Genomic DNA, 19,750 nt, shown 5'->3' with positions numbered 1-19,750 from the left:
ATTTTTTGGATCAGCCAATTTAGAGATACAGAGATAAATATTTGCATGATTTATCAAGCTATTTCTCTGGCTAAACCTCTCTAATTGAGTCTTTATTTTTTGCTCAATTTTGATGTTTCAATGATCGTCACTAAAATACTTAATAATTCAATGCTTTTTTGCTAGGCTCTGGAATTCTCTCTTTTGGAGTTCTGTCGCCAAAGAGTGGCTGCCCCGCAAGGATTTGAACCTTGAATTACCGGTCCAGAGCCGATTGTGTTACCGTTACACCACGGGGCAATTAAAACCTTATTTAAAAACTTCTTTTAACTGTAATTGCCAGCCTGTGTTGCCGGGGTGCTCACCTTCTCGCACCCGCCGCAAACCATGTCCTCGTTATTCCTCGGACTGCGGCCCACGGGGCAATATAACTACAGTTCATAGTTTAGAGTGCATAGTACAAAGTAAACGACAAGACTTTTTATTTCTTTACCTCTGGATCCGTTTGCTTTGTTTCCGTTTTTTGTTCTTCTTTAACCTGTGGCTGAGGTGTTTTTGCTTCTTTATCTACTTCATCCGCATAATTCAACTGTAAATCGCTAAGTGTACTTAAAAGAAATTTATCTTCTTCGCTTGTCAGGTTGCCTTTTGTCTTTTGGCTTAACATATCAAGTATATCAATGGCCATTTGCGCCTGGGCCAGGTCTTTTTCAATTTTGCCTGTTATCTGGTTCGGGACTTTCCCTAAATGCTGCCAGCAGCTGCCGGCAAAAACCATAACAATACTTAAAAAATGCGGGTTCATGTTTTTTTGTTCCATATGGGACTCCTCTGGCAGGAGCCGGAGGCTCCCTTTAATAACGCTGTGTCCTCGTCCGACGCCATAGTCAGGCTTTGGACGACGGCGTCCGTAGTCCCCGTAAGGGGCGAAGGACGGGTGACATCCCGCCTTGGCGGGATAATTACATCTTTTAGAAACATTTCATCAGGCATTCATTTATTCTTTTTAAAGTTTTTTCTTTCCCCAGGATCTCCATCATGTGGAAAAGGCTCGGCCCTTGTGTCCTGCCTGAAACAGCTACTCTAAGAGGATGGAAAACCTTGCCTGTACCCAGGGTCTTCTGTGCTGCAAAATCCCTGGCATACTTTTCTAAAGTATCCGCATTAAAATCGTTTAAACCGCCGAGGTTTTTCAGGTTCTCTTCAAGGACCATTTTAGCGCTGTCTTTTTTTAGCACCTTTTCAACAGCTTCAGGTTGATATTCTACAGCATCAACAAAGAATATGTCAATAAGCCCGGGTATATCCTTTAAAAGCTTTATCTTTTCCTGTTCCATGACAATGAGCCTGTCGATCAAATTCCTGTCCCAGGAGCTTATCTTTGCTTGAACTTCCGGGTTTTTGCCAAGCCAGGAATAGAAGTTTTCTTTCAGGTTTTCGGGCGAAAGCTGCCTTATATATTCGCCGTTCATCCACTGAAGTTTCTGGTTATCAAAAACAGCAGGGTTTTTAGAACACCTTTCAAGTGAAAATTTCTTTATCAATTCATCAAGTTTAAAAAGCTGCTGGCTCTCCGTAGTAGACCAGCCCAAGAGGGCAAGATAGTTCACCAGGGCGCCAGGCAGGTAACCGTCGCTCCTATATTCAAGCACGGATGTGTGCCCGTGGCGCTTTGAAAGCCGCGACCCGTCTGACCCAAGTATCATAGAAAGATGTGCGAACTTTGGCAATTGGAAACCTAGGGCATTATAAAGGTGAATCTGTTTTGGAGTATTTGACAGATGATCGTCACCTCTTATTACATGAGATATTTGCATCCTGAAATCGTCAACAACACAGGCAAAGTTATATGTCGGCACACCATTTGCTTTCATAATAACAAAATCATCCAGTACTGCGTTTTCAAATGACACATATCCCCGTACTATGTCGTCAAATGAAACACTGCCTTCATCCGGCATTTTAAACCTAATAACTGACGGAAGGCCTTTAGCTTTTTTTTGATCTCTTTCAAGGTTAGTCAGTTTGCGACAGGTGCCATCGTATTTCGGGATCTGTTTTTTGGCTTGTGCTTTCTGGCGCATTGTTTCTACATCTTCGTTTGTGCAATAACATGGATAAACCTTGTCTTGAGTGATAAGTTTATCTACAAATTCTTGATAGATACCTTTTTCTTTGGCTTCCATCTGAAAGTATGGAGGACAATTTCCTAAATAATTTCTCCCGCTTATTAAAAATCTCTTATCATCACTAACCTTGTCTTCAATTTGGGTTGGCCCTTCGTCCCAGTCAAGCCCGAGCCATTTCATGCTTTCAATGATAGCGCCCACCGATTGTGCGGTAGAGCGCACCTCGTCTGTATCTTCTATTCGAAGTATAAATTTACCTTTCATATTCCTGGCAAAAAGCCAGTTAAAAAGCGCTGTCCTTGCGCCTCCTATATGAAGGTAACCCGTAGGCGATGGAGCGAAACGAACCCTGACGTCATTCATTTGTAAGTTCACCAAGTATCTTTTCCACTGCTTTTTTTAGGTCCGGTATCTCTTTTTTTATAGTTTTCCAGATTTCTTCATAATCCAGCCCGAAATATTCATGAGTAAGGATATTCCTCATTCCAACGATCGCTTTCCATTCCACGTCCGGATACTTGCTTTTAAAAGCTTCAGGAATGTTTTTTGCCGCTTCTCCGATAATTTCCAGGTTTCTTATTACTGCATCGAAAGTTTTTGTATCTGAAACAAAACCATCCGATGTCAATGGCCGGGTATACTCCATTATCCTTGCAGCTGCTTCTCTGATATCTTCCAGATACAACTTGTTATTCCTCATACAGCCACGGCCTCTTTTAAAATATTCTCGCGAATTGCAGGTTTTAAGGCTTTGCGTGTTACAATGTCAACCTGCCTGCCAAAAATTATTTCCAGTTCGTTTTTTAATTTAACATGTTCAAGAATACTAACAGGTTCTTTGAAATCTATAATAAAATCTATGTCACTGTTTTCCTTTTCTTCGCTGCGCAGGCAGGAGCCAAACAAAAAAACAGCTTTGACGTTATATTTTTTCAGAAGGTCGTCATGCTTGCGTAAAACTTTCGATATTTCATTTGCTGCCATTTTTTTACCTCACGTTTATCAGTATATTATTTTATTTAGCGGGTACTCGATTATTCCTTCGGCGCCGGCTCTTTTGAGTTCCGGGATTATTTTTTTTACTGTCTTTTCTTCCATTATTACTTCAAGCGCAACCCATCCGTCTATGCTTAATTCCGATATAGTGGGTTTTTTAAGAGCCGGAAGTATTCTGTTTATCCTGCCCAGGTTCTTTTTTGCCACGTTCATTTTTAAACCTACCATGCCTTCTGCATCCAGCGCGCCTTTTAAAAGGATCGCCAGGTTCTCTATTTTATTTTTCTTCCACGGGTCTTTTAAAGAACCGTAATTGGCGATAAAACGCGTTGTAGAAACTAGTATTTCCTGAATAACCCTCAAATTGTTGGCACGTAGCGATGAACCTGTTTCCGTAAGTTCTACTATTGCATCTACCAGGGCAGGAGCTTTTGCTTCCGTTGCGCCCCAGGAAAACTCCACTTCAGCCTTGACTTTGTTTTTGGCAAAAAACCTTTTTACATACCTTACCAGTTCAGTTGCCACGCGTTTTCCTTTAAGGTCTTTAACCGACCTTATTTTTGAACTGTTCGGCACGGCAAGCACCCATCTAACTGGACGGAAACCGCTTTTTGCATATATAAGTTCGCATACTTCTTTTACTTTAGAGTTAGTTTCGCATATCCAATCGTATCCGGTAAGCCCTGCATCAAACACTCCGTCCTCTACATACTTCGCCATTTCCTGAGACCGTACCATCATAATATCAAGTTCAGGGTCATCGCAACTTGGGAAATATGACCGGGATGCTGCATCTATGCGGATACCCGCTTTTTTAAACAATTCAAGCGTAGAATCCTGCAGACTTCCTTTTGGGAAACCAAGTTTTAACTTTTTCAATTTATTCTCCTTATCCAATTACGAAGTTAGTTTATTGTTAATTTTATTAAAGAAGCTTATCTTTTTTAAAGCCGCCGGCAGTTTAAAACTTAGGCTTTTCGGAAATTCAGGAAGAGATATCTTATCTTTTATATCGTTTAAGTTAAATTGTTTCACTTTCGGGAACATTTTCTGGAACCGCGGTATAAGTTTTTCTGCGGTAAACGAAGTGGCTACCGCGTTCCTTGTTTTTTGGGGCAGGTGATAGGAAACGGGAAAAATGACCGTTCCAATAATAACAAAACCAAGAATGATCCCGAGAAACACGCCGAACAGGTGGTCGATCCAGGAAAACGGAAGTTTTTTTATCAAATGACTTATAAAAAAACCTACAAGGATCACCACTCCTGCACTTGCCAGAAAAACGAGATAATAATTAAGTTTTGGCTCATTTACAAACTCCTGAGCCGCCCACATACCTATAAACCCGCTTAAAACATAAAAAAAACTTGTTATAATCCCGGTTTTGTATCCAAAATATATGCTCGCAGCCAACAAGGCAACTACTGCCAGATCAAAAATATTCATTAAAATTCTCCTGCCATATAGTTTTAAAACCTATTAATGACCATGCCGGTTATTACTTTAGGATAAAAATATGTTGACTTCTGAGGCATTGTCTGGCCTGCAAGGGCAATTTCTTTTACGGATTTTACAGGCGTTGCCGGGACTATCGCCGCCATATTTCCTTTTTTGTCCGCAAGCTTATATGCTTCCTTTTCGCTTTTTAAATACGTAAGGTCTTCTGCCTGAAGGTCCTTTAATAACACATTGTGCAATATGCTTACCCCCAGTTCCTGATAAGCTTTGCATTTATCGGGCATTGCTTTTTTCAGGATACGCTCATTCTTTACAGCCAAGGCCCTTGATTTCCCTTTATAGTAAATAAGGATCGGCTGGGGTGTTTTTAAAGATAATTTCATGAACTTGTTTTTTGGCAAAATATTAAAATATTTAGCTATATTTTCTTCGATATCTTTTGGTGCGGTAAAGACCCTGTGTGTCGGCCAGACGACCAGCCCGGGGTCTTCCATGGAACAAAGATATGTCAAAACATAATTATACCCCGCAGCTTTTTTATAAGACGCTGATTTTTTTCTTTCATTGAGGTAATTCCATGCAGTTTCATACCTGTGATGGCCATCGGCTATAAAAATATCCTGGCCCTTCAAAACTTTTTTTAACAGGTTTAAGCCTGCTTCATCATCGATTTTCCACAGCTTATGGGTTACCCCGCTGCTATCTTTAGCATAAGATGTTGCTTTTTGTGATGCTGTTTTATCGCATAGTTTTATTAAGCTTTTATTATCATCATTAAAAAGCCCGAAAATAGGGCTTATGTTCGCCTGGACAGCCCTGATCAGGTTAAGCCTGTCTTCCTTCGGCTTGGCCAGTGTTTTTTCATGAGGTTTTACAACACCTTTATGAGGGTTTTCAAGTTTTAGCGCAGCAAAAAAACCTTTTCTTGATTTAAATTTAGTCTTATCTTTGAAATACTGTTCATATAAATAAAAAGATTCCTTAGTGTCCTGTTCCAAGATGTCTTTTTGCAGCCAGTCATTGAACAGAAATTTCGCATTTTTATATTTGTCTTTGCCCCGGGTTTGGTCCGGCAGTTCAATCCTTACCAGATTAAAGCGCGAGGTTTTCTTTAGTTCGTTTTTCTCCTTCTCAGATATAATATCATAGGGCGGACAAACCAACTTAGATATATCTCTTCCAAAGTACCTTACCCCGCAAAAGGGTTTTATCACTGCCATGATCTAAGCCCCTCCATTTATTTAAGATTAAAAACCGATTTCGTTAAGAACTTTCCTGATCGCCTGGCTGGAATTCTTAAAAGCCAGCTGTTCTTTTTCGTCTAAATCTAATTCCAATACTTCCCGTACTCCTCCGGAATTAACTATCGCAGGCAGGCTCATATAAACATCTTTTACCCCGAGATAACCTTTTACCAGATAAGATACAGGATGAATTGAGTTCTCGTCGCGCAATATGCCTTGACTAATCCTCACCAGCGAGAGCCCAACCCCGTAAGAGGTCTCTCCTTTATCCTCTATGATATTATAGGCAGAGTTTTTGACCTGGTTAAAAATATTTTCAAGTTTTTCTTCATGGTTACAGGTACGCGCTTCTTTACATGCCAGGCAGTAATTCTTGAACAGAGTGCCGCCGATCATGGCCCTGCTCCAGACAGGAAACTCGCTGTCTCCGTGCTCGCCCAGTATATAGGCATGAATACTTTTGGGGTCTATCCTGCACTCCTTTCCTAAAAGGTAGCGGAGCCTGGCCGAATCAAGCACCGTACCTGAACCAATGATTTCTTTTTCGTTTTTTCCGGATATTTTATAGGCCACATAGGAAAGAACATCGACAGGGTTTGATACTACCAGGAGGACCGCACCGGGAGCATATTTTACTATATCAGGGATAATCTTCTTAAAAAGTTCGCTGTTTACTTTAGCTACGTCAAGCCTGGATTGACCGGGAAGTGTGCTCTTGCCTGCGGTAATTACTACCAGTTCGGAGTTTGCTATATCAGAGTATTCCCCGTTTATTATATCGACATTCGATACATACGGGGCGCCGTGGCTGAGGTCTAAGACATCTCCTGCCAGCCTTTTTTTATTCGGGTCAACCATTACTATCTGGCGGGCAAGCCCTTTTATCATTAAAGCATAGGCATATCTTGTACCTACCGCACCGCATCCGATTATCGACACCTTAGGTTTTAAATTAGGCATTTTTTACAGGTTAATCCCTTCAAAAACTTTTTGCATTCATAAATTAAAAAAATGATTACACAGATTAAAAATACAGGTGACAACGTAATCTGTGTAATCTTAGTTAAAACCTGTGTAATGCTTCAACAGGCTCAGTATAGTAAGCGAAGTCGAACCATAAATACAGAATCTTTAAATTCTATACTAGGTATTCTTTTTTTCAAAAAACTTCTTGCCCGGCCTGACAACCAGGACCTGATTCTCGCGCAGTTTTGTTTCTTTTCTAATATTATTATCAGTTTTTAATATGCTTATAGAAGTAAAAAACCTCTTTGCTATCTTGCTTAAACAATCGCCTTTCTGGACCTTATACTTGACAAACCCGCCTGAAGGGTTTAGGTCTGTTACCTTTGCGATCTTTTCCACAAACTCATCTCTGGTCCCGGCAGGAAGCTTTAATTTAAAATTGTCATAGTTATGCGGAGTACACCAGGCCATCAAAGACGGGTTCAGCTCCTTTATTTTTTCAAGCGTAGTGCTGGTACATTGTGCGACGATCTTTAAATCTATGACATTGTTTACTATAACTTCATCATAGACCATTGGTTTTTCGAACTCCATATCCCCAAAACCGTATTCCTTGTAGTTGTCCCCTATAAAAGCGGCTACCATAAACTGAGGAACAAAATTTTCTGTTTCTTTCGGTACGGCTTTTCTGTCGCTAACCTGGTAAATATTCGTTGCTTTGGCATAAGCCAGGTCCCTGGACAGGCCGAACTCTCCTCTGTTATAGGCCTGGAGCGCAAGGTGCCAATCATCGAACATTAAATAGAGGTCTTTCAGGTATTGAGCTGCCGCACGCGTGGCTTTTTCAGGGTCTTTTCTTTCATCTACCCAATAGTTCACTTTTAAATTTAAGGCCCTTGCTCTTTTTGGCATTATTTGCCAAATCCCAAGAGCGCCGGCACTTGATAATGTATTGTTATTAAAAAGGCTTTCAACTATCGGTAAATACTGGAGTTCTTCCGGAAGGTTGTATTCATGAAGCACTGAAAGTATCATTTCCCTGTATTTTCCGGATCTCTCAAGAGCTTTTCTTACCCTTTCTTTGCCTTCACCTGTAGAATAGATTTCCATATACTTTTTTACAAGTTCATTATCTTTATCTATAGGTATTGTATAGTTTTTTACACCCTGGGATTCAATTGGAGCCGCTTCGGGAGTATTAAGCGATTTGTTTAATTTACTAAAAATGTTCTGGTAATCTTCGTTCAAGGAATGCTGCATCACAAGGTCCAAGTCAATCTGAGCAAGAGAAGCTAATGCCCTGCAATAATATTCATTGGCTTTCTGCCTGTTACCGCCGTTATAACTTCTCACGGCCTTTTCAAACAGCCTCTCTGCTTTGCGTAATGTTTTTTGAACGTTATTCTTGTCCTTCTGCTGTGCCGCTTTTTCAAAAAACTCGTTAGTCATAGCTGACATTTTGTTATTGCCGATATCGGAATATATCCCGACAGTTAAGCTCATTCCGGCTAAAAGGATGAAAGACCTTTTAACCCAGCTGTTTTTTAAGTAATTTCGGAGTAATGCGATTAAATATTCATAGTTTAACATATAAAGCCCCCTTTAACAATTTATCCGTCTTCGCAGATTATTCCGGGCACAAGCCAGTAAATGAATGCGAAGATAATATGCTATGGCCGTCTCCCTTTGCAAAAACCTCAGCATGAAGTGTAATGCCATGGAACTTCGTTTTCGATATAAATTATACCTTATTTAACAAAAAAAATCAAAGTTTTTTATACTAATTTTACTGATTTTTTTTATGACCACAAATTCATTGTATTTTCAAATACTTTTAAATAGAAATACCCTTTTTATTATTCTGATGCTAAAAAGGGTATTTAATATATATCTTATATAAATATTAAAATTTATTTTTATTTATAATGCGGAAAGGATTTGGCATACTTTCTTATCCACTCAAGAGCTGCTTCTTCTCCGGTTACCTGTCTGTTTTCATTCTTGCATATTTCCTTTTTATACTTTTCTATATGGCATATCTGCTCAACCATCCTGAGCTTGAAAGAATCCGCTATTTCTATGAACTTTATGCCTACATTATAATATCCTTCTGCTTTTTTGCACCATACCACTTTTCCCTTTGCTTCAAAGACCGGCTTTAGAAGAGGTATTTTTATATAAATTATTGTTTCCTTATCAATAGGGGATTTGGATTTAAAAGACAACCCGCTCATGCTGATATCATTTAAATATTCTGTTTTGTCAAAAACAATATCGCCTAATTGAATCTTTATAGGGATTTCTAAGTTATGCCTTTCATATTTTCTTTTATTTTCTATCATTTTCGGCTCCAGTTTAATAGAATTATCACTTATAATTTATCATATTTATTTTATTTTTTCCAGAATTATTCGTTTTTTTTAAAGAATTTTTTTTAAACTATATTTGACAAAATAATTAATTTTACCTATAATACTTCTAATTGCCGGTCCAATTGCATTTTAATTCTGCTTTTGATGGGATTTGCAATTCAGTAAATACCTTTGGGTTTTCCCGGGTAGTAAGAAGGCAGGTGAGTTTTTAATGGCAAAAGGCAAAGTAAAATGGTTCAATGACAAGAAGGGTTATGGTTTTATTTCTTGCGACGATGGTAGTAAGGACGTGTTTGCACATTTTTCTGAAGTCAAGGCTGAGGGTTTCAAATCTTTGGCTGAAGGCGACAATGTGGAATTTGACATTGTAGAATCAGATAAAGGGCCCAAAGCTGCTAATATAAGAAAAGTATAACCAACCTTTGTTAGTCTAAAAACCCCGACCAGGATTCATTTTCTGATCGGGGTTTTTGTTTAGTTCCTGTCAAAAATCCAGTGCATTAATGCCTTTCGAAGTATCACTGGAATCATAAACTGTTACTCACTGTAATCAAGAAAGCAACTGCCCCATATTTAAAGTTTGCCTTCCACCTCTTTATTAAGCCTGTTAAAATAACTTTCCATAAACTTATGCCTTTCTCTTGCGATTCTTTTGCCTTCATTCGTATAAACTATATTTTTTATATATTTCAATTTTACCAGATATTCCCTGTAGCCGGTATCATCCGTTGAATATGATTTGGTTTTAGCTATATCAACATCCTTGTTATGAAGTTTTGCTCCCAGGCTTCCTGCAAAGTGGTACGCTCTTGCTATACCTACCGCACCGATAGAATCTAATTTATCGGAATCGAACAATACCTTTGCCTCTAAAGAATCCGGTTTTGTTTTTTCTCTAAACCTGTGAGCTTGTATACAATGAAGGACTTGATCTATTAAACCTTTGCTGAATTTATATTTTATTAGGATCTTTTGGGCTATCTCCGCCCCTTTTTTAGCATGGCAGATTTTCCCGTTTGACCTGTCTTGTTCGTCTCTTGCTATGTCATGAAGCAAGGCAGCAAGTTTGATTATTAAAATATCCGCTTTCTCCTTTTTACCTATATGCAATGCCATGTTATAAACTCTTTTAGTATGTTCCCAATCATGGCTGCCATGGATTCTTGACAGCCTATCCCTAACTTCTTTTTCAATTAATTTTAGTTTATTCATAAATTCCTGTAAAAAGAAAACTTTTAGTGAGCGAACAGTGAGCTTGTCGAACTGTGAGTCGAAGTACGTAAGGAGAGAGGATTTTGAATAATAAAATATGTTATTGCTTTTGTGAAATCAGTTTATTACTTATTTCTATAAATTGCTCAGCTGATTTTAACAAAGATTCTGCAGCTTTCTCCGACCAATCATCATAATAATCGGCATTTTCTCTTAATATCTTCGCTTTTTGCAGACTTTCGATTAGGCTGTGCGGAAGTAATTTTTTATCAACATACAAAGCCCTGATCGCTATAATTAAACAGAAATGACTTTTTTCTCTAAAATTCTCAATATACAATAATGCCCTTGCACAATGAAACATTGAATAATATGATTGAACAGTAGCCCATTTATAATTTTTATTTTCAAAACTTTCCTTGGCAGAGTTAAAATCCTGTTTTGCGTCTTTAATTCCTTTTCTACAAGCGCCTTTCCTCTTGAAAAATCCTGGATCTTATTCCTCTTCAAACAGTCTTAAAATTCCTGGTTCATTCTTTCTTCTCCCAGATTACGACACCTCTGTTTATTTCTTCAAAAAATACTTTTTCCTTATCTTCCATCTTCATGTATTCAACAGTATTTCTGACTATTAATTGAATTTTTCTTTTAGTTTTATATTTATTAAATATCTTGTAAACTTCATCAGAAACTTTTGTTAAAATAAATAAGTCAATGTCGCTTTGTGAGGAATCCTCTCCCCTTGATGTACTTCCAAACAAAATGATTTTTTCACTTTTGTCTTTTAGTTTATTCACTAAAGCGTATATTAATTCTATATTTTTCAATATTTTGAATTGTTTTACTATAGCATTAGAATGATTTAAAGAATATAGATAAACCTTGCCCTTCTTATCTCTATTTATTAAATCCTCATTTGCCAATTCCCGCAAGGACTGGTTTACCCCGCCCTTACTGATTTTCAATTCATTTTGAATATCATTTGCAAGGAATTGCTCACCCGGATGCTTTGTTAAGCAATCTAACACCTTCTGCGTATTTGTAAGCACAAATACACTTTTCATATCAGCCCCACTGTTCATTATACTGAACGTATGTTCATTATAATGAATTATATATCTTTTGTCAAGGGTTAACGCTGCATTTACAACTATTCAATGGAATTCCTCCAAATGTATTATAAATAAAAAGCGTAAGGAGAGGCCGCTTCTTATAAGAATTTTAACTGCAGCAGCACTTCCCCGTTGAAAACTCGTTCGGTATTTTTTCAAATCCCCCTATCAAATAAGAAAACGGAAGGAGAGGGATTTGGTCACAAATAAATTCCCTGACGGGAATTTTTTGCGACCCCGACTCGCCGTCTTCGCCTTCCCTTCGGGAAACTCAGACATGTCTCCGTCTTTCAAATCCCCACGCAAACCAAGCAGTTGGCTTGCTCTCCCAAAAGAAAACGGAAGGAGAGGGATTTGAACCCCCGGTACCCTAAAAGGATACACTGGTTTTCAAGACCAGCGCCATCAACCACTCGGCCATCCTTCCATCTACAAATAACAATTTGATTTTACAATTGATTTGTGTTCCTGCACCATTATAGCATTTTCTCCGCATATTTCCAATGTGGCTGTTTTTGTGGCTGTTGTTTTCTGCTACTTAACATATATATAGCAGCATGCCTAATCTGACACCAGAACGCAAAGGAGGGCTTGGCACTATTCTATATGTCTATTGACCCTTTCCTTCTCTTGATTCTTGATGCTTAGTTGGAATTCCTATGATGCTAGCCATTCATCATTAAACCTATCTCGGAATTCATCAATAACTTCTTCAAAACGTGTAAAACCTTCATTTCGCATACTTCGAGCAAATTCAGTACTCCTCTCTGTACCTACAATTGCTGACCAATAGTAAAGTATTTTGCCTTTAGTATCCCTTTCATTCATTCTCATAATAGTTAAACGAACACCTTGTTTTAAACTATTTGATGCATTTGGAGAATCTAGAATCGGATCAAAAACATTTTTATGTAAGAAATCCATAATTTCATTATCCTTTGACATATTCCATTTCCTTTATCCAGATATATTTTTGAGTTTAAGTAAATTGTATATAATATTTTCGAAAATATTCTTTATGACACAATGCCCAGAATTCTTACTTTATAATGTCAATTTTACCATGTCTCCTATTATTCCATTACAACAAAGATTATCAATGTCCATTATAATATGGTATCAATGGGGGGGTTCTATTTTCTCCTGGTTTCGTATGTTTTTCGTTTGGCTTCATATGTCTCACAAAAATATCTTGAAACTCTTGCTTCGGAGGGAAGAATTCTTTGTCAATTATTATAAACTGTGTATTTTGCAATTCACTGGACGCCAAATCATACAATAAATTATAAAACCCTTCAAATTGCACTCTATTTTCTCGCTCACTAATATTTTTCATAGGTGTATCGATTATTAATAGATTGGGAATAATATTGCCCGTTTTGACAGAAAGCCTATGTATAGCTAACGCGAAGCATGCTTTAAACAACGTTTTCTTTCCTCCACTTCCATAATTAGAAAAATTAGTGACAGCAATGTTCTCCATGCCTTTGCTGTGAACCGATGGATACAAATTATTCGTTGGTATTGTAACCATATCTTCTTCTTTAATACCAGGAAGCTTTGCTCTAATCAAACAGTCTAGAAATAAGTCCTCGAGATTTTTTAAATTGCTAGTATCTCTTTCCGCACGTTTTCTCTCTTCTAACAATTCGCGTCTCAATGTTTTTTCTTTTTCTGCTATCTTACCTGAATTTTCATACATTTCTTCATATTGCTTTATTAATGCTTTGTTTTTTAATAAACTTCTTAGGTATTCTTCAATCTTTGCAGAACGAGCTTCTAGTGATATTAAATTTGACATCACAATGGAATCATAATGCTTTAAAGCCTTAGACAACCTATAATCTAGCTCTTCCTTTTTTTGCCTAGAATCTGCTATTTCTTTTTCTAACATTACACGTTTTTCCACATGCTTCTCTAAGATTTCCTCAATCTCGTTTACCCTCATTTTCAGGTCAGCTTTTTGTATCTTTATATCTTCTCTATCACTTTCTGCTATATCACTTTCTTTTTGACCACAAACCTTACAATTACCCTCCTCTCTTCGCGGCAATTCTGATGCACATCTAGGACAATTAATAAAATCTGCAGCAGAGAGAACTACCCTTGCAGCCATCACTCGATCAGCTTTTATAGCCAGCATTATAAGCTCGTTTTTCAACTGCTCATGATTTTCAATCATTTTATTGATTTCACTTAATGCTTCTTCGGACTGGACAATCTGATTATTTAATACACGTGCATTTTCCCTATACTCCTCTGTTGAATGCCGTAATTTAGTGTCTGGAATATTTCGGACAGAATCTTTAGTTGTCGCAATCTCATTCAATTCTTTTTTATATTCTTCTTCTTCTGCTTCTATATCTCTTTCTGAATTCATACCAATTTTTTTTAGCGCACCGTACAAAGCCTCTGCGCCTTGCAAAATACTCTCTTTTCTTTGTCGTAAATTCTCAACTTGCATTTCCAAAGAAGCAACCTTATCCTGATGAAATCCAATCAGATACCTTATAACATCCTTGCTTTTTTGACGTCTAAATGGATCAGCGTCTAACTCTAGATTAAAGAACGAACTGTCAATTTCATCTTGATCCAAATAGCAATACCAAAATACATCACGCAAACTTAATGGGATTAACTCAGAATCTTCTCTTACTTTACTTTTTCTAACTTTCGGGGGCTGAATTCCATTTAGATAAAAGATGAAATCAGATATAGCCTCAACTCCTGTATCTGGGATTAATTCTCCATTTTTATCTCTGGCAGGTATATTTAAACTATTACTTTTTCTTAAACCTTGCCCCCAAAGTACCTTAATATTATTATTATTCTTGTCACGAGTTAAGGACACAATGTAGTCGCCAACAATTGCTTCTAAGGTTATTGAAACAAACTCGGATTGCAGTGCAGGTGTTTCTTCTAAGTTTCCACCAAGACAATAATCAATTAATCTTGCTATAGTAGATTTGCCTGCTCCCATTGAACCATAAAAGAAATTCAATCTATTAAAAATAATTTCTTCGGTAGATTTTTTAAAATCAATTCGTAATTTATCAATTCTAAAATTCATATTTTTATTTCTTCTCCCAATTTCATGCTTAACAACTCTGGAAATACTTCATAAATATAGTTTTTCAAAGCTGAAGCAGAATATTTTTTAACTATTGTGGCAACAAGTGAACTTCTCAGGCCATAGTCTGCAAATTCAGATTTCTTTTCAAGAACGTAAGCCACCCTAGCCCCTTCATTTGTTAATTCGATATAAATGGTCTTCCCCTTGGTATATACTCGAGCCAAATTCTTTGAGACAAGCAATCCCATCCATCTACGAAACCTTGAATCCCAAGGGCCATACTTATATCGCACCATCTTATTTTCGACATTTTGCTTTTCGTATTCTTGAATTTTAGGGTAAGATGAATCAGAATAATGTTTACTTAATACTCTTTGCAAACAGTTAGGATATCTGAGCAAAAAATCTGCTTTGGCTAGTTTTGTTATGCCCTCAATCGGCCTATTCCTCTTGCCACCATATTGATGTAATAGAATCAATAGTCTTGCCATATGTATTTCGTCGTTAAGCTCCAAAGTAGATGCAAAAACAATTCTAGACAACATTGTCTTCCTCTTTAAGATTAAATTTTTTACTCCACCATATATGACACTCAGATGTCAGCAATCCAGCTATCCCTATTAGACATTCATAATCCAATCCATATACTTTCTCAGACTTTTTACTGGCTATCTCTCTAATTCTATTAATTATATCCTTATACATAGCCGGTCCAAATATATTATTTTCATCATAATACAACCTATAAGAATCATTACATTCATATTTAACAAATTTCGCTATATGATCGATCACCTCTTTAGCATTTTGTGAATTCCGATATCCTAATTCAATCAAGTTTTTTTCAGCGGCCAACGAACGTTGCATAAATGACTCCAAATCTATCTCTAATCCGCCACGAGTCAATTTTTTCGCTAATATTGATTCATGTTTTTTAAATTTGCCTATTCTAATTTGAGTACTTCCTTGCAAGTAGCGAAAGGGTGGTGTTATTCTTTCTTCTTCAATAATTAGTGCCACCGTCGCAATCAATATTTTTTTTGCTGACAACTTTGGATCAATGTTTGGTACATTATTTAGAGGAATCCAATGTTTATTAGGGTCTGAAAGATGAAGGGATGATGCTTTATAAATCAAATCGATTAGTTTATCTTTGATTTTATTACGTTCGTAAATAATACATCCCTTTAAAGCATCTACACTCTCCATATGGGTAACACAAATTTCATCATCAAATGTCTCTTTCCCTGGCCCCTTGAGTAAATCAGTCTTTTTTAAGGTTCGGAACAAAAGCTCTTTTGGACAATTAACTTTTCTTGACATACTTGAAAAAGCTTGTTTAAAAGGTGTTTGAATACTATCCTCACCACTACTTTTTTGACAAGCTTCCAGGAATTTGACTGGACATTGTTCAATTTTTTGAAGTGAATTATAATAATCAGCGTTAGAAACAAACTTAAATGCATTAATTCGTTCTGACGCTAATTGCTCAAGCTCGGAAAATCTTTTTATAGATTTTAGCAAATCTTTATCATTTAATTTCCAAGCCCCCAATTCCGGTTTTTTTGTTTTTATTTGGTACGCATCATATTTTCCATCATTTCTTTCTCCAAGAAAATCCTCATAGTGCTCACACCATATGGATTTATAAGGAAGTTTTCCTGAAAAGCTACCAAGCAACAAGACAACCCCATAACCTTGCTGATATCGAAAACACATTTGCACATTATCGCCCGGGTCAGCGTGATTATATTTATTGATAGGATTATCTTGCATTTTTTACCTCAAATAATCTGTTCTTTAATACGAGGTTCTTGGGTCCATAGTTAGGTAATACAATATTTGTTCTCTTATCCATCATTTCTTATTAATTCCTTACCCGTTCTTTTCAATTTGCACTATAGCATTTTATGCATCGCAAAATATATAAAACTCTTTAGCAAAATCATCATTCCGACAACTGAACTCCAGGTTGTTTTTCTTATCAAAAACTATAAGAAATGAGATAAAATTACATATTCCATCTTCTAATTCTCTATGAAGTTTATTTATTTTTCGTCTTTCCGCCCTTATATCTTTCAAAAATTGCTTATCTGATTTACCATTTATCCTACGTAATTTCAATTCTATTAATGCATTAAATTTATTAAACATGTAACCTTTTGATGGCAGTCTTAACCCTGTTTTTTCCTGCGTTATTAACGCACCAACATCAACCAACACAATATCTGACCTATATTTCAGCTTGTTATTATCGCCATACCAGCGCACTTCATTGTGAATAGCAATTGATACGGTCTGATTTTTCGTACTCTGGTATTCCCCAAAATCTCTCAAGAGAAGGTGATAAAGATAACCCCTAACATCCTCTTCCGTAAGAAATTTGTCTGGAAAGTTATTAAATTCAGAAATCAATTCATTAATCTTAGATCCAACCGATGTATTAATATCCATATGTGTCTATTTTAAATACTATTTGTACTTAATGCAAATTCATAATCTATTGCCTACGTGGTATCTTTTCATCTTTATTAACATTTGTTTGCAATTTTTTAAGCTCAGAAACTGGAAATCTTAGGAGGTTCACACCAATCCCTTTTCGTTTCGAGTAACGCTCGCGAATATACTTGCCAGGACCATTATAAACCTCTTCATAAGTACCATTTTCATTCAGTTTAAGACCTATATAGTAGTCCGGAACGATTTTAAAAGTAAGTTGATTTTGGAATGTAGCTTTAATTTGTACGCGTCTTCCATCAAGACTCGTTGCATCATAACATGGTTGTGAAGTTTTATCAAGAACTACCTTATATTCGATTGCGACAATGACCTCGCCAATATCGCCAACGAGACGACCATCAATAGTAAATTGACGTTCATTATTGAATGTGTCCCGTAGTCCTTTGATACCCTTAAAAATTAGGGCCAATGATTTAGCTAGTGATTTTTGTTTTGTCATAAAAGTACAATCGAAATCCGGTGTCAGGCTTCTCTAACTTCACTAACTATATTATAAAAGACAGTGCCTGACTTCACTAAGTACATAATATAGTACTTCATTAATCCACCCGTTTACGGGAAACTTTATATTCAGGATTTACTTCATTATGGTCGTTAACATTCCAGCCGAGGACATCCTTTAGTAAAGGTTCAATGAAAGCCATTTTTGTGGCTTCTTCGTTAAACTCATATGCCCGGCCAGAAGCAATTTCTGTTTCAAACTTTATAATAAGTTTTGAAAGGTTTTCTTTGGCCTGTTGCTTAGTAAGTGTCATTCATATTCCTTTACAACAAAAAAACCACACTAGATATTTTTAAGTGTGGTATTAAAATTATATTCCTTTTACGCTGGCACTCATAATCCCCTCATTTTGTCATATAAGTTTTCACAACTTCAGAGATTTACTTTTTTATATATGCCAATCCTTTTTCTGTTGTTTTATATTTCTGTTTACTGCTCTGAGGCTTGTCTGGTATTGTAAGTTCAAGCAGACTTTTTTCTATTAAAGGTAATATATGTCTTTTGTAATTCATAAACACACTGCTTAAACCAAGATGTTCTAGTATTTCCTGCTTCTTCCTGGGCACATCGCAGTACTCAAGTATTTTTAAGACTTGCTCACTGACTTGCTCACTGACTTGCTCACTTGGACCAGATGCAAGTTTTGCTTTAGTCTTAAACTTTGGATGTATCGGCAGTATTGTTAAAAAATAATCTCGGGTTTTATTGGTTTCAAAAATCGGCTGTGGTGAGCCGTTGAACTTCATTGCCTGGCGTATTTTAGGAAAACCGGTGCTTCTGCCTTCAGTTAAATCTATCTCTTTAAGAAAATCTCCTATGCGCCTATTGCGATACATATGAGCAATTAGTGTTTTCTTCTTAAGGGCTTTATTGTCTATGGGAGGGACAGGCCCGAGAAAAGATAATATTTCAATCTTATCGTGCCGAACATTAACCTCTATAGGATTTCTTTCATCATAACTTTTATGATATACCGCATTGGCAAGAGATTCTTCAATCGCTGTATAAGGATAATTAAAAAACCTCATTGCTTTTGCTTGATCAGGAATCTTTCTTACTTCTTCTTTAACAACTATGTTTTTAATATATTGGAGCGCTTCTCTAAGCTGGCTATGGATAGGGCCTGTGAATATTTTTTCAGTAAACTTGTCGCCTATTTCGTCCTGATATTCAACAACTTCAATCCGTGTATCTCTAAAATATTTTTCAGGATTATTGGTAAAAAGAAGAAGTCCCGCGTTGATAGGCCTAAAGAATTCCTTTGAGCCACGGGCAATCTGCATTTGAGTACATAATTCTTTCAAGGACATAGAATCCATTATTGAAAGCAAATCGCTGCCTGCTTCTTTCAGGAATGCCTTAATAAGGTGCGGACTGAACTCTTCTATTGAAGCATCCTGATTAATTCTGTCATCAAACGGTACTTTCGTAGCCAGAGTATAGAGCTGGTTTTGCTCAGACTGATTTGCCTTTACTGTTGAGGCAAATCTTCTCACAAAATATATTTGCTCTGATTTCTTTGCAAGCGTTTTTGGGGCTTTATAAGGCCTTGTTTCGCCTCCGTGAGCCCACAAAACCAGAATATTTTTACCATCATATTTTTCAACCGAAGAAACAGGAAAATAGTGTGGAGTAATTCTATGGCAAAGCTCAAGAAGCTTTCTTTGGTAAGAATCAATTTGTTCTGGACTTAATCCTACAGGCGGCAGGATAGGCTTACCCTTATTACATTTTATGCCAATAATTATATATCCCCCGCCCCAATTATTTAAATCATTGGCAAAGGCACAGAGCGAGTGAAGTATGGCTTCAGGATTCCAGCCTTCCTTGAACTCAATTCTTTCGGATTCAACAGCTTGCCCATTTATTAATTCGTCAATATTTATAGGTAATGCCATATTTTATGTAAAGCTCCTATATCTGTGAAATATAGGTTAATTTTAACTTTTTTTGATAGTTTTGGCAAATAACATATAAATTAGCATTTCTCACCTTGTTTATTGGTGATTTAGGATATTTACATACCCAGGCATACGAAGGAAGGTATCGGACCCAAACACTTAAATGTATAATTCTTCTTCATAAATAACCCCGCACATTATTAACGCACCTGTATATTACATGCTAAAACTGAAAGATACTATCAGTGAGATCCCCATTATTTATTATGGACATGATCATTGTCAT

22 protein-coding genes and 2 tRNA genes are annotated in these 19,750 nt (G+C 36.8%); 1 reads left to right on the top strand and 23 read right to left on the bottom strand.

The features are described from left to right. Window positions 1-205: 205 nt before the first annotated feature. From LHV68_05675 to LHV68_05625, 11 genes are all read right to left on the bottom strand, one after another. Window positions 206-279 (bottom strand) — tRNA-Gln (locus LHV68_05675). A 181-nt stretch (window positions 280-460) separates the two neighbouring features. Beyond that, on the bottom strand, window positions 461-799 hold the full coding sequence (locus LHV68_05670) for a DUF1844 domain-containing protein (GenBank protein MCB4791358.1): 339 nt from the start codon (window positions 797-799) through the stop codon (window positions 461-463). Between the two features lie 151 nt (window positions 800-950). Further along, window positions 951-2,471 (bottom strand): glutamate--tRNA ligase, encoded by a 1,521-nt coding sequence (gene gltX, locus LHV68_05665; GenBank protein ID MCB4791357.1) that lies wholly within the window; start codon window positions 2,469-2,471, stop codon window positions 951-953. After that, window positions 2,464-2,808: a DUF86 domain-containing protein gene (locus tag LHV68_05660; protein MCB4791356.1), complete on the bottom strand. Its 345-nt coding sequence runs from the start codon at window positions 2,806-2,808 to the stop codon at window positions 2,464-2,466. Before LHV68_05660 ends, gltX begins: the two co-directional genes overlap by 8 nt. Beyond that, complete coding sequence (locus tag LHV68_05655) at window positions 2,805-3,092, bottom strand: nucleotidyltransferase family protein (protein ID MCB4791355.1); 288 nt, start codon at window positions 3,090-3,092, stop codon at window positions 2,805-2,807. The genes LHV68_05660 and LHV68_05655 overlap by 4 nt, the downstream gene beginning before the upstream one ends. 18 nt (window positions 3,093-3,110) lie before the next feature. Next, window positions 3,111-3,983, bottom strand: a complete 873-nt coding sequence (gene hisG, locus LHV68_05650; protein ID MCB4791354.1) for an ATP phosphoribosyltransferase — start codon at window positions 3,981-3,983, stop codon at window positions 3,111-3,113. Window positions 3,984-4,001: 18 nt separating this feature from the next. After that, window positions 4,002-4,550, bottom strand: coding sequence for a CvpA family protein (locus LHV68_05645; GenBank protein MCB4791353.1), 549 nt, complete (start codon window positions 4,548-4,550; stop codon window positions 4,002-4,004). A 23-nt stretch (window positions 4,551-4,573) separates the two neighbouring features. Continuing rightward, complete coding sequence (locus LHV68_05640) at window positions 4,574-5,782, bottom strand: DUF1015 domain-containing protein (protein MCB4791352.1); 1,209 nt, start codon at window positions 5,780-5,782, stop codon at window positions 4,574-4,576. Window positions 5,783-5,809: 27 nt separating this feature from the next. Then, window positions 5,810-6,766, bottom strand: a complete 957-nt coding sequence (locus tag LHV68_05635; protein MCB4791351.1) for an L-lactate dehydrogenase — start codon at window positions 6,764-6,766, stop codon at window positions 5,810-5,812. Window positions 6,767-6,949: 183 nt separating this feature from the next. Next, window positions 6,950-8,362: a transglycosylase SLT domain-containing protein gene (locus tag LHV68_05630; protein MCB4791350.1), complete on the bottom strand. Its 1,413-nt coding sequence runs from the start codon at window positions 8,360-8,362 to the stop codon at window positions 6,950-6,952. A 326-nt stretch (window positions 8,363-8,688) separates the two neighbouring features. Next, on the bottom strand, window positions 8,689-9,114 hold the full coding sequence (locus LHV68_05625; GenBank protein MCB4791349.1) for a PilZ domain-containing protein: 426 nt from the start codon (window positions 9,112-9,114) through the stop codon (window positions 8,689-8,691). Window positions 9,115-9,355: 241 nt separating this feature from the next. Here LHV68_05625 and LHV68_05620 point away from each other — a divergent pair, with 241 nt between their 5' ends. After that, window positions 9,356-9,559 carry a cold-shock protein gene (locus LHV68_05620; protein MCB4791348.1) on the top strand — a complete coding sequence of 68 codons (204 nt, stop codon included), beginning with the start codon at window positions 9,356-9,358 and terminating at the stop codon, window positions 9,557-9,559. Between the two features lie 158 nt (window positions 9,560-9,717). Here the strand turns inward: LHV68_05620 and LHV68_05615 are convergent, their stop codons facing one another. The 12 genes from LHV68_05615 to LHV68_05560 all read right to left on the bottom strand — a co-directional run bounded on the left by LHV68_05615 (window position 9,718) and on the right by LHV68_05560 (window position 19,461). Next, the gene (locus LHV68_05615) at window positions 9,718-10,356 is read right to left on the bottom strand and encodes an HD domain-containing protein (protein ID MCB4791347.1); all 639 of its coding nucleotides are present in this window, start codon (window positions 10,354-10,356) and stop codon (window positions 9,718-9,720) included. A 100-nt stretch (window positions 10,357-10,456) separates the two neighbouring features. Then, a complete protein-coding gene (locus tag LHV68_05610) occupies window positions 10,457-10,810 on the bottom strand; it encodes a HEPN domain-containing protein (protein MCB4791346.1) in 354 nt (117 codons plus the stop codon). Window positions 10,811-10,886: 76 nt separating this feature from the next. Then, window positions 10,887-11,420 (bottom strand): nucleotidyltransferase domain-containing protein, encoded by a 534-nt coding sequence (locus LHV68_05605; GenBank protein ID MCB4791345.1) that lies wholly within the window; start codon window positions 11,418-11,420, stop codon window positions 10,887-10,889. Window positions 11,421-11,807: 387 nt separating this feature from the next. Continuing rightward, window positions 11,808-11,895 (bottom strand) — tRNA-Ser (locus tag LHV68_05600). Between the two features lie 230 nt (window positions 11,896-12,125). After that, a complete protein-coding gene (locus tag LHV68_05595; protein MCB4791344.1) occupies window positions 12,126-12,413 on the bottom strand; it encodes a hypothetical protein in 288 nt (95 codons plus the stop codon). Between the two features lie 151 nt (window positions 12,414-12,564). Beyond that, window positions 12,565-14,538: a hypothetical protein gene (locus tag LHV68_05590; protein ID MCB4791343.1), complete on the bottom strand. Its 1,974-nt coding sequence runs from the start codon at window positions 14,536-14,538 to the stop codon at window positions 12,565-12,567. Then, window positions 14,535-15,086 (bottom strand): hypothetical protein, encoded by a 552-nt coding sequence (locus LHV68_05585; GenBank protein ID MCB4791342.1) that lies wholly within the window; start codon window positions 15,084-15,086, stop codon window positions 14,535-14,537. The genes LHV68_05590 and LHV68_05585 overlap by 4 nt, the downstream gene beginning before the upstream one ends. Beyond that, window positions 15,076-16,317: a DUF4297 domain-containing protein gene (locus tag LHV68_05580; protein MCB4791341.1), complete on the bottom strand. Its 1,242-nt coding sequence runs from the start codon at window positions 16,315-16,317 to the stop codon at window positions 15,076-15,078. The genes LHV68_05585 and LHV68_05580 overlap by 11 nt, the downstream gene beginning before the upstream one ends. 132 nt (window positions 16,318-16,449) lie before the next feature. Further along, complete coding sequence (locus LHV68_05575; GenBank protein ID MCB4791340.1) at window positions 16,450-16,995, bottom strand: hypothetical protein; 546 nt, start codon at window positions 16,993-16,995, stop codon at window positions 16,450-16,452. Window positions 16,996-17,041: 46 nt separating this feature from the next. Beyond that, on the bottom strand, window positions 17,042-17,500 hold the full coding sequence (locus tag LHV68_05570) for a hypothetical protein (protein MCB4791339.1): 459 nt from the start codon (window positions 17,498-17,500) through the stop codon (window positions 17,042-17,044). Between the two features lie 100 nt (window positions 17,501-17,600). After that, the gene (locus LHV68_05565; protein ID MCB4791338.1) at window positions 17,601-17,816 is read right to left on the bottom strand and encodes a hypothetical protein; all 216 of its coding nucleotides are present in this window, start codon (window positions 17,814-17,816) and stop codon (window positions 17,601-17,603) included. A 127-nt stretch (window positions 17,817-17,943) separates the two neighbouring features. After that, complete coding sequence (locus LHV68_05560; GenBank protein ID MCB4791337.1) at window positions 17,944-19,461, bottom strand: putative DNA binding domain-containing protein; 1,518 nt, start codon at window positions 19,459-19,461, stop codon at window positions 17,944-17,946. Window positions 19,462-19,750 lie beyond the last annotated feature (289 nt).

It is taken from the genome of Candidatus Liberimonas magnetica, assembly GCA_020523885.1.
Taxonomy (GTDB): Bacteria; Elusimicrobiota; Endomicrobiia; order Endomicrobiales; family JAFGIL01; genus Liberimonas; species Liberimonas magnetica.
Note: the sequence above shows the minus strand (reverse complement) of the source record. Positions and strands in the feature narration are given on the sequence as shown.

What these genes read in the sequence shown, in the direction of transcription:
- LHV68_05645 (MCB4791353.1), bottom strand. Translation starts at nt 4,550, where the DNA reads ATGAATATTTTTGATCTGGCAGTAGTTGCCTTGTTGGCTGCGAGCATA.
- LHV68_05580 (MCB4791341.1), bottom strand. Translation starts at nt 16,317, where the DNA reads ATGCAAGATAATCCTATCAATAAATATAATCACGCTGACCCGGGCGAT.
- LHV68_05585 (MCB4791342.1), bottom strand. Translation starts at nt 15,086, where the DNA reads ATGTTGTCTAGAATTGTTTTTGCATCTACTTTGGAGCTTAACGACGAA.
- LHV68_05630 (MCB4791350.1), bottom strand. Translation starts at nt 8,362, where the DNA reads ATGTTAAACTATGAATATTTAATCGCATTACTCCGAAATTACTTAAAA.
- gltX (MCB4791357.1), bottom strand. Translation starts at nt 2,471, where the DNA reads ATGAATGACGTCAGGGTTCGTTTCGCTCCATCGCCTACGGGTTACCTT.
- LHV68_05560 (MCB4791337.1), bottom strand. Translation starts at nt 19,461, where the DNA reads ATGGCATTACCTATAAATATTGACGAATTAATAAATGGGCAAGCTGTT.
- LHV68_05565 (MCB4791338.1), bottom strand. Translation starts at nt 17,816, where the DNA reads ATGACACTTACTAAGCAACAGGCCAAAGAAAACCTTTCAAAACTTATT.
- LHV68_05615 (MCB4791347.1), bottom strand. Translation starts at nt 10,356, where the DNA reads ATGAATAAACTAAAATTAATTGAAAAAGAAGTTAGGGATAGGCTGTCA.
- LHV68_05670 (MCB4791358.1), bottom strand. Translation starts at nt 799, where the DNA reads ATGGAACAAAAAAACATGAACCCGCATTTTTTAAGTATTGTTATGGTT.
- LHV68_05590 (MCB4791343.1), bottom strand. Translation starts at nt 14,538, where the DNA reads ATGAATTTTAGAATTGATAAATTACGAATTGATTTTAAAAAATCTACC.
- LHV68_05660 (MCB4791356.1), bottom strand. Translation starts at nt 2,808, where the DNA reads ATGAGGAATAACAAGTTGTATCTGGAAGATATCAGAGAAGCAGCTGCA.
- LHV68_05635 (MCB4791351.1), bottom strand. Translation starts at nt 6,766, where the DNA reads ATGCCTAATTTAAAACCTAAGGTGTCGATAATCGGATGCGGTGCGGTA.
- LHV68_05625 (MCB4791349.1), bottom strand. Translation starts at nt 9,114, where the DNA reads ATGATAGAAAATAAAAGAAAATATGAAAGGCATAACTTAGAAATCCCT.
- LHV68_05595 (MCB4791344.1), bottom strand. Translation starts at nt 12,413, where the DNA reads ATGTCAAAGGATAATGAAATTATGGATTTCTTACATAAAAATGTTTTT.
- LHV68_05655 (MCB4791355.1), bottom strand. Translation starts at nt 3,092, where the DNA reads ATGGCAGCAAATGAAATATCGAAAGTTTTACGCAAGCATGACGACCTT.
- LHV68_05575 (MCB4791340.1), bottom strand. Translation starts at nt 16,995, where the DNA reads ATGGATATTAATACATCGGTTGGATCTAAGATTAATGAATTGATTTCT.
- LHV68_05605 (MCB4791345.1), bottom strand. Translation starts at nt 11,420, where the DNA reads ATGAAAAGTGTATTTGTGCTTACAAATACGCAGAAGGTGTTAGATTGC.
- LHV68_05620 (MCB4791348.1), top strand. Translation starts at nt 9,356, where the DNA reads ATGGCAAAAGGCAAAGTAAAATGGTTCAATGACAAGAAGGGTTATGGT.
- LHV68_05570 (MCB4791339.1), bottom strand. Translation starts at nt 17,500, where the DNA reads ATGACAAAACAAAAATCACTAGCTAAATCATTGGCCCTAATTTTTAAG.
- LHV68_05640 (MCB4791352.1), bottom strand. Translation starts at nt 5,782, where the DNA reads ATGGCAGTGATAAAACCCTTTTGCGGGGTAAGGTACTTTGGAAGAGAT.